We start from the raw sequence: 6,616 nt of genomic DNA, 5'->3' as shown, positions 1-6,616 counted from the left end.
AATATTTTTAAAATCTTCTCATAGAAGGTCTTTTTGTTGTACCTAAAAATAATCTTTGATAGTTTTTAAAAATAATATTTTCAAAATAATATCTAACCTATTTTTTCATATTAAACTTTACACTATCATAAATAATTTACTTTTTTAAGTTTCAAAAATTTTAATAAAAAGATGATTTCTAATATTTCTCAGAAATCATCTTTTGTCTACAAACTATTTAAAATTATCTTATTTGTCCATTACCATAAATTATATACTTACTAGTAGTAAGCTCTTTTAAACCCATTGGTCCTCTAGCATGAAGTTTTTGAGTACTTATTCCTATTTCTGCACCAAATCCAAATTCTGAACCATCAGTAAATCTAGTTGATGCATTAACATAAACTGCAGCCGCATCTACCCTTTGTAGAAACTTTTCTGAGTTAAAATAATTATTTGTAACAATAGCTTCTGAATGTTTAGTTCCATATTCATTAATATGTTCTATTGCTTCATCTATATCTTTAACTACTTTTACAGATAAAATATAATCTAAAAATTCTGTTGACCAATCTTCTTCTGTTGCAAGTTCTACTTCTTTAAATATAGCTTTTGTTTTTTCACACCCTTTAATTTTTACTCCTTTTTCAGCAAGTTTTTCTAATGCAAGTGGTAAAAAATCATTAGCTATTTTTTCATGAACTAATAAACTTTCAGCTGCGTTACATACTGCTGGTCTTGATGTTTTAGCATTAATAATTATATTTTTTCCCATCTCCATATCACATTCATTATCTATATAAATATGACAATTACCCGTTCCTGTTTCAATTACTGGCACTGTAGCATTTTCTACAACTGCTTTAATAAGATTAGCTCCACCTCTTGGAATTAAAACATCTAAATATTGATTTAATCTCATAAATTTTGTAGCTGTTTCTCTAGATGTATCTTCTAATAATTGAACCGCATCCTCTGGTAATCCACTTTCTTTTAATGCTTCTCTTATAACTTCTACTATTTTTATATTAGAATTTATTGCTTCACTACCACCTCTTAAAATAACTGCATTCCCTGTTTTTAAACAAAGTGCAGCTGCATCTGCTGTTACATTTGGTCTTGCTTCATATATTATTCCTATAACTCCTAAAGGAACTCTTTGAACACCTATTTTTAAACCATTTGGTCTTTTAATCATAGATGTTACTTCACCTATTGGATCTTCTAATAAAACTATATCTGCAACAGCTTTAGATATATCTTCTATTCTTTTTTCGTTTAAACTTAATCTATCTAACATAGCCGCTGACGTACCTTTATTCACAGCTATTTCTAAATCTTTTTTATTTGCTGATATTATTTCTTGAACTTTTTCAATTAACTTATCACTTATTTTTCCTAATGCTTTATTTTTTTCATTAGTGCTTAAATTAGATAATATATATGCCGCGTTTTTAGCTTTTTGTCCTTTTGTAATTAATTCACTCATTACTAGTTCCCCCTTTTTGATATAAACATTGTTCCTATATTTAAACCATTTAATATATCTAATACAATTTCTGGCTTTTCTCCATTAGCTAATACCATATCTATACCGTTACGATTTGCTACCTTTGCTGCTGAAAGCTTTGTAATCATTCCACCAGTTCCTCTATTAGTTCCAGCACCACCAGCACACTTTTCTATTTCATCAGTAATTTCATATATTTCTTCTATTAATTTACTATCATCATTAACTCTTGGATCTGAGTCATAGAATCCATCTATATCAGATAAAATTATTAAAGTATCTGCATTTACTAATGTGGCAACTATTGCTGATAAATTATCATTATCTCCAAAGTTATGCAAATTTTCTATCTCATCAATAGAAATAGCATCATTTTCATTAACTATTGGAATTATTCCTTGTGCTAATAAAGTTTCAAAGGTATTACACACATTATTCCTCATTCTATTATTTTCTATTACATCTCTAGTAAGTAAAACTTGAGCAACAACATGACTATATTCGCCAAAAAACTTACTATATATATGCATTAATTCACATTGTCCTACAGCTGCTACAGCTTGTTTTTCTTGTACTGTCTCCGGTTTTTTAGGCAATCTTAACTTTCCACATCCAACTCCAATGGCTCCTGATGAAACTAATACTACTTCTTTTCCCATATTACTTAAATCCGATATAACTCTAGATAACTTTTCTATTCTAGTTAAATTTATACTACCATTGTCATAAGTTAGGGTTGACGTACCAACTTTAATTACTATTCTTTTTGCTTCTTTAATATGATTTCTCATGATTTAACAAAATCCCCCTTTGTTATCTTATGTATGTTATTGCCTAAAATTAATTATTAACTTGTTTATTATATCATATTTTAACTCTTAATTTTATTAGATAATATTATGCATTAATTATTTCTCCACCATTTACATGAATGACTTCACCAGTTATATAAGAAGCTCCTTGAGAAGCTAAAAATACAAATGCCTCTGCTAACTCTACTGGCTGCCCAACTCTTCCTAAATTAGTATTAGCACCAAACTTAGCAACCTCATCTTCATTAAAAGATGATGGAATCAATGGAGTCCATATTGGACCTGGTGCTACAGCATTAACTCTTATTCCATTCTTTGCTAAACTTATTGCCATAGAACGAGTAAAAGTAGTTAATGCTCCTTTAGTTGCTGAATAATCTATTAATAATTCATGACCTTTATATGCAACTACAGATGTGTTATTTATAATACAATCTCCTTTTTTCATATTTGAAACTGCCGATTTAGTTAAATAAACTGCACTAAAAAAATTAGTCTTAAAAGTTCTTTCTAGTTGCTCTTTTGTTAATTCTTCTATCTTATTTACACAATGTTGTTCTGCTGCATTATTTATTAAAATATTAATAGCACCAAAAGTTTTAATTACCTGGGAAATACTATTTTTGCAAAATTCTTCACACCCTATATCACCACTTATTAATAAACACTCACTACCACTTTTTTCAACTAACTCTTTAGTTAAATTTGCATCTCCATGCTCATTTAAATACATTATACAAATCTTAGCACCTTCTCTTGCAAATGCTAATGCCACAGCCCTTCCAATACCACTATCGCCTCCAGTTATTACAGCAACTTTACCTTTCAATCTTTTACTATTATTATGATACTCTGGTAAATCATAAATAGGTACTGGATTCATCTCACTTTCTATACCTGGCTGAATATTCTGATGTTGTTTAGGTAACGTTTTAGGAAATTTATCTTCTATATTCATAAAAAATACCACCTTTATAAATTTTATTTTATAAAACTAGTATTTACATTTTATTTGTTACATATAGCCTTTTTTTGAATTATTTTTACTGCCTTTGCATTTAGATTAGAAGGTAAAATTTTAGATATAACTACTAATATCTTATTTATAAAACCAGGTATACATACTGCTTTATTTTTCATTAAAGCAGTAAATCCCTTCCTAGCTACAAATTCAGCACTCATAGCCACCTTTAAATCACCTTTACCAGCTCGTTTTGAAAAATTAGTTTTAGTTGCTCCAGGACAAAGAGTTGTTACTGTTATATTTAGTTCCTTAACCTCTTCTCTAAGAGCTTGAGAAAAAGATAAAACATAAGCTTTAGTTGCATAATATACGTTTATAAGCGGTCCCGGTTGATACGCGCCTGTAGATGCAACATTTAAAATTTTTCCTTTTCCTACTTTTTTCATATCATTTAATAATAATTTAGTTAAATAAGTTAATGCTATAATATTTAAGCTAATAATTTCTTCTTCTTTTTCCCAAGTTATATTTTCAAAAAGTCCGTTATATCCTATACCTGCATTATTAACTAATATATCTACTTGCAAATTATTATTTTTTATAAACTCATATATATCTTTAACGGATTGTTTTATTGACAAATCACAAACAAAAATAAAAACTTGTATATTATATCTACAAGTAAACTCTATTTGCATTTTTTTTAAAATAGTCTCATTTCTTCCCGTTAATAGCAGATTAAAATTATTTTTTGCAAATATTTTTGAAAACTCATATCCTATTCCACTAGTTGCTCCAGTAATAACAGCTAATTTATTCAAACGTTTTCCTCCTTAAACTACTATAAATAATAGAGATAATAAAAGTATTCTAAAGATATATTAACTTATTTTAATAAACTTGTACATTTCTAACTACAAATAATTTGTACTAATTAGTATAAAAATATATTATATATAACATGTATATACGAAAAGATTTTTAAAAGGTGGTAAAATATGCTCAATGTTTTTAAAATTTATAAAAGGGATTTAAAAAATATAATTAAAAATCCTGTAGCAATTATAATTATTTTGGCCTTATGTGCTTTACCAGCTCTATATGCATGGCCTAATATAAAAGCTTGTTGGGATCCATATGGTAATACAAAAGGTATAAAAGTAGCTGTTGTTAATAATGATAAAGGGGCAACAGTTGAAGGACATTCTTTAACCTTAGGAGATGAAATAACAGATAAATTAAAAAATAATGATAAAATAGGCTGGGTATTTGTAGATGAAAAAGATGCTGAATATGGATTAAATCATAACAAATATTATGCTTATATAATGATTCCTAATAATTTTTCTGAAAATATATCAACATTAATAACTTCAAATCCTGTAAAACCTGAATTAATATATAAAGTTAATGAAAAAGCAAATGCTATTTCTCCTAAAATAACAGATGCAGGTACTAAACAGTTAATTAAAGAAATTACTGCAAATTTCGTTGATACAGTTAATTCAGCCATTTTCCAATCCTTTAATACTATTGGAAATAAACTTAATGATAATAAAGAAAATCTTATTAATTTAAAAAATGCAATTATTTCTATAAATGATAATATGGGAAATATAGAGTCTTCAATTGATAAAGCTCATAATGGTGCTATAGATTTAAAAGATTTTCTTAATAAATTAGAAAAAAATATTCCTTTAGTAAATGATAATATCGCTAAATTACAAAATGCTGCTGAATCAGCTCATAGTTTAATTTCACAAACTCAAACAAATTTAAATAATATGGCTGATAGTTTTAAATTTAAACTTGAAGAAATTAAAACCATAAATGAGGATGTTTTATCTTTAGTTAAAAATTTAAAAGATTTAAATACAAGTTCTGTTGAATCTAAAGAAAAAATTAATAAAATTTTAGATGGCATTAATTTAAAGTTAGATGAAATTAACTCTAAAGCTACATCTTCTTTAAATCTTTTACAAACTTTACAAGAAAAACTTCCTAATAATAATGTTATTAAAAATCAAATATCTACTTTAAAAAATATTCAATCTATAATTGTTAAAAATAAAGAAAAAATAAAGCTAATTAAAGAAACTTTAGCTTCTGGACAAAAAGTTTCATCAGAAACATTAATCTTTATTGAAAATACAATTATAGATGTACAATCTAAAATAAATGAAAAAGTGGCTTATTTTGAATCTACTACTAGACCTGCTATTAATGAGATATCAAATAATCTTATAGGAGCAACTAATAATACTGAAGAAATATTAGCTAATGCAAAAACTTTAGTTCCTAAATTACAAGATTTAATAACTCTTGGTAAAGAAGGTAGTGAATCTGGTATAAATCTTACAAATAAAATTAAAGATATATTACCTACAATTAAATCAGCCCTTACTAATGCAAATGAAGATTTATCAAAAATAAATGATGATGATTTAAATAAATTAATTGATATTTTATTAAGCAATCCAGATCTTATGGCTAACTATATTTCTAATCCTGTAGAATTAAAACAAGATAATATATTCCATATACCAAACTATGGATCTGCAATGTCTCCATTCTACACAATATTATCATTATGGGTTGGAGTATTATTATTATGTTCACTTCTTAAAACAGAAGTAAATAGCTTTGAAGATGGATACGAACCTAAGCCTTTAGAACAATATTTTGGAAGGTTTTTAACTTTTGTAACAATTACTTTAATACAAGCTTTAATAGTATCTATAGGAGATAAATACCTTTTAGGTACTTATGTGTATGATTTTAAACTTTTTGTTTTATTTAGTGTATATTCTTCATTTATTTTTACAATAATAGTTTATACATTAACTTCTATTTTAGGTAATGTAGGAAAAGCTTTATCTATAGTTCTTTTAGTACTACAGGTAGCTGGTTCAGGTGGAACTTTCCCAATACAAGTAACACCAGAATTCTTCCAAAAACTACAACCATTTTTACCTTTTACTTATGCTATTGGAGCTACTAGAGAGGCCGTTGGTGGACCTGTTTGGAGCAATATAACATATGATTTAAGTCATTTAACTATATTTGGTGTAGTTTTCTTAGTATTAGGTATATTACTAAAAACACCTTTAAGCAAACCACTTGAAAAAATTAATCATAAATTTAAAGAATGTGGTTTAGCTGAATAAAATTTAATTTACTATTGTTTCCACACACAAAAAGCTATGAATATTAAATTCATAGCTTCAGTTTGTAGACAAATAGCATTTTTGCATAAAGCAAAAATGCTATTTTTAGTTTTATAAGCAAAATTTCTAAATTTTTCAAATATATTTTTAATATTATGATATAATCCGAGATATCCCCCGGTCT

General features: G+C 26.6%; 5 protein-coding genes. 1 reads left to right on the top strand and 4 read right to left on the bottom strand.

The features are described from left to right. Positions 1-223: 223 nt before the first annotated feature. The 4 genes from GBZ86_RS11075 to GBZ86_RS11060 all read right to left on the bottom strand — a co-directional run bounded on the left by GBZ86_RS11075 (position 224) and on the right by GBZ86_RS11060 (position 4,086). A complete protein-coding gene (locus tag GBZ86_RS11075) occupies positions 224-1,468 on the bottom strand; it encodes a glutamate-5-semialdehyde dehydrogenase (RefSeq protein WP_152890655.1) in 1,245 nt (414 codons plus the stop codon). Between the two features lie 2 nt (positions 1,469-1,470). After that, the gene (proB, locus tag GBZ86_RS11070) at positions 1,471-2,280 is read right to left on the bottom strand and encodes a glutamate 5-kinase (RefSeq protein ID WP_152890653.1); all 810 of its coding nucleotides are present in this window, start codon (positions 2,278-2,280) and stop codon (positions 1,471-1,473) included. Positions 2,281-2,386: 106 nt separating this feature from the next. Continuing rightward, on the bottom strand, positions 2,387-3,259 hold the full coding sequence (locus tag GBZ86_RS11065) for an SDR family oxidoreductase (RefSeq protein WP_152890651.1): 873 nt from the start codon (positions 3,257-3,259) through the stop codon (positions 2,387-2,389). Between the two features lie 50 nt (positions 3,260-3,309). Then, positions 3,310-4,086 carry an SDR family NAD(P)-dependent oxidoreductase gene (locus GBZ86_RS11060; protein WP_152890649.1) on the bottom strand — a complete coding sequence of 259 codons (777 nt, stop codon included), beginning with the start codon at positions 4,084-4,086 and terminating at the stop codon, positions 3,310-3,312. Positions 4,087-4,263: 177 nt separating this feature from the next. Between GBZ86_RS11060 and GBZ86_RS11055 the strand changes: the two genes are divergently transcribed. Further along, positions 4,264-6,432 carry a YhgE/Pip domain-containing protein gene (locus GBZ86_RS11055; RefSeq protein ID WP_152890647.1) on the top strand — a complete coding sequence of 723 codons (2,169 nt, stop codon included), beginning with the start codon at positions 4,264-4,266 and terminating at the stop codon, positions 6,430-6,432. The last annotated feature ends 184 nt before the right edge of the window (positions 6,433-6,616 follow it).

The sequence above is a fragment of the Clostridium tarantellae genome (assembly GCF_009295725.1).
In the GTDB taxonomy this organism is placed as follows: Bacteria; Bacillota; Clostridia; order Clostridiales; family Clostridiaceae; genus Sarcina; species Sarcina tarantellae.
Note: the sequence above shows the minus strand (reverse complement) of the source record. Positions and strands in the feature narration are given on the sequence as shown.

Coding starts and splice junctions, on each gene's coding strand:
- GBZ86_RS11075 (WP_152890655.1), bottom strand. CDS start 1,468: ATGAGTGAATTAATTACAAAAGGACAAAAAGCTAAAAACGCGGCATAT.
- proB (WP_152890653.1), bottom strand. CDS start 2,280: ATGAGAAATCATATTAAAGAAGCAAAAAGAATAGTAATTAAAGTTGGT.
- GBZ86_RS11065 (WP_152890651.1), bottom strand. CDS start 3,259: ATGAATATAGAAGATAAATTTCCTAAAACGTTACCTAAACAACATCAG.
- GBZ86_RS11055 (WP_152890647.1), top strand. CDS start 4,264: ATGCTCAATGTTTTTAAAATTTATAAAAGGGATTTAAAAAATATAATT.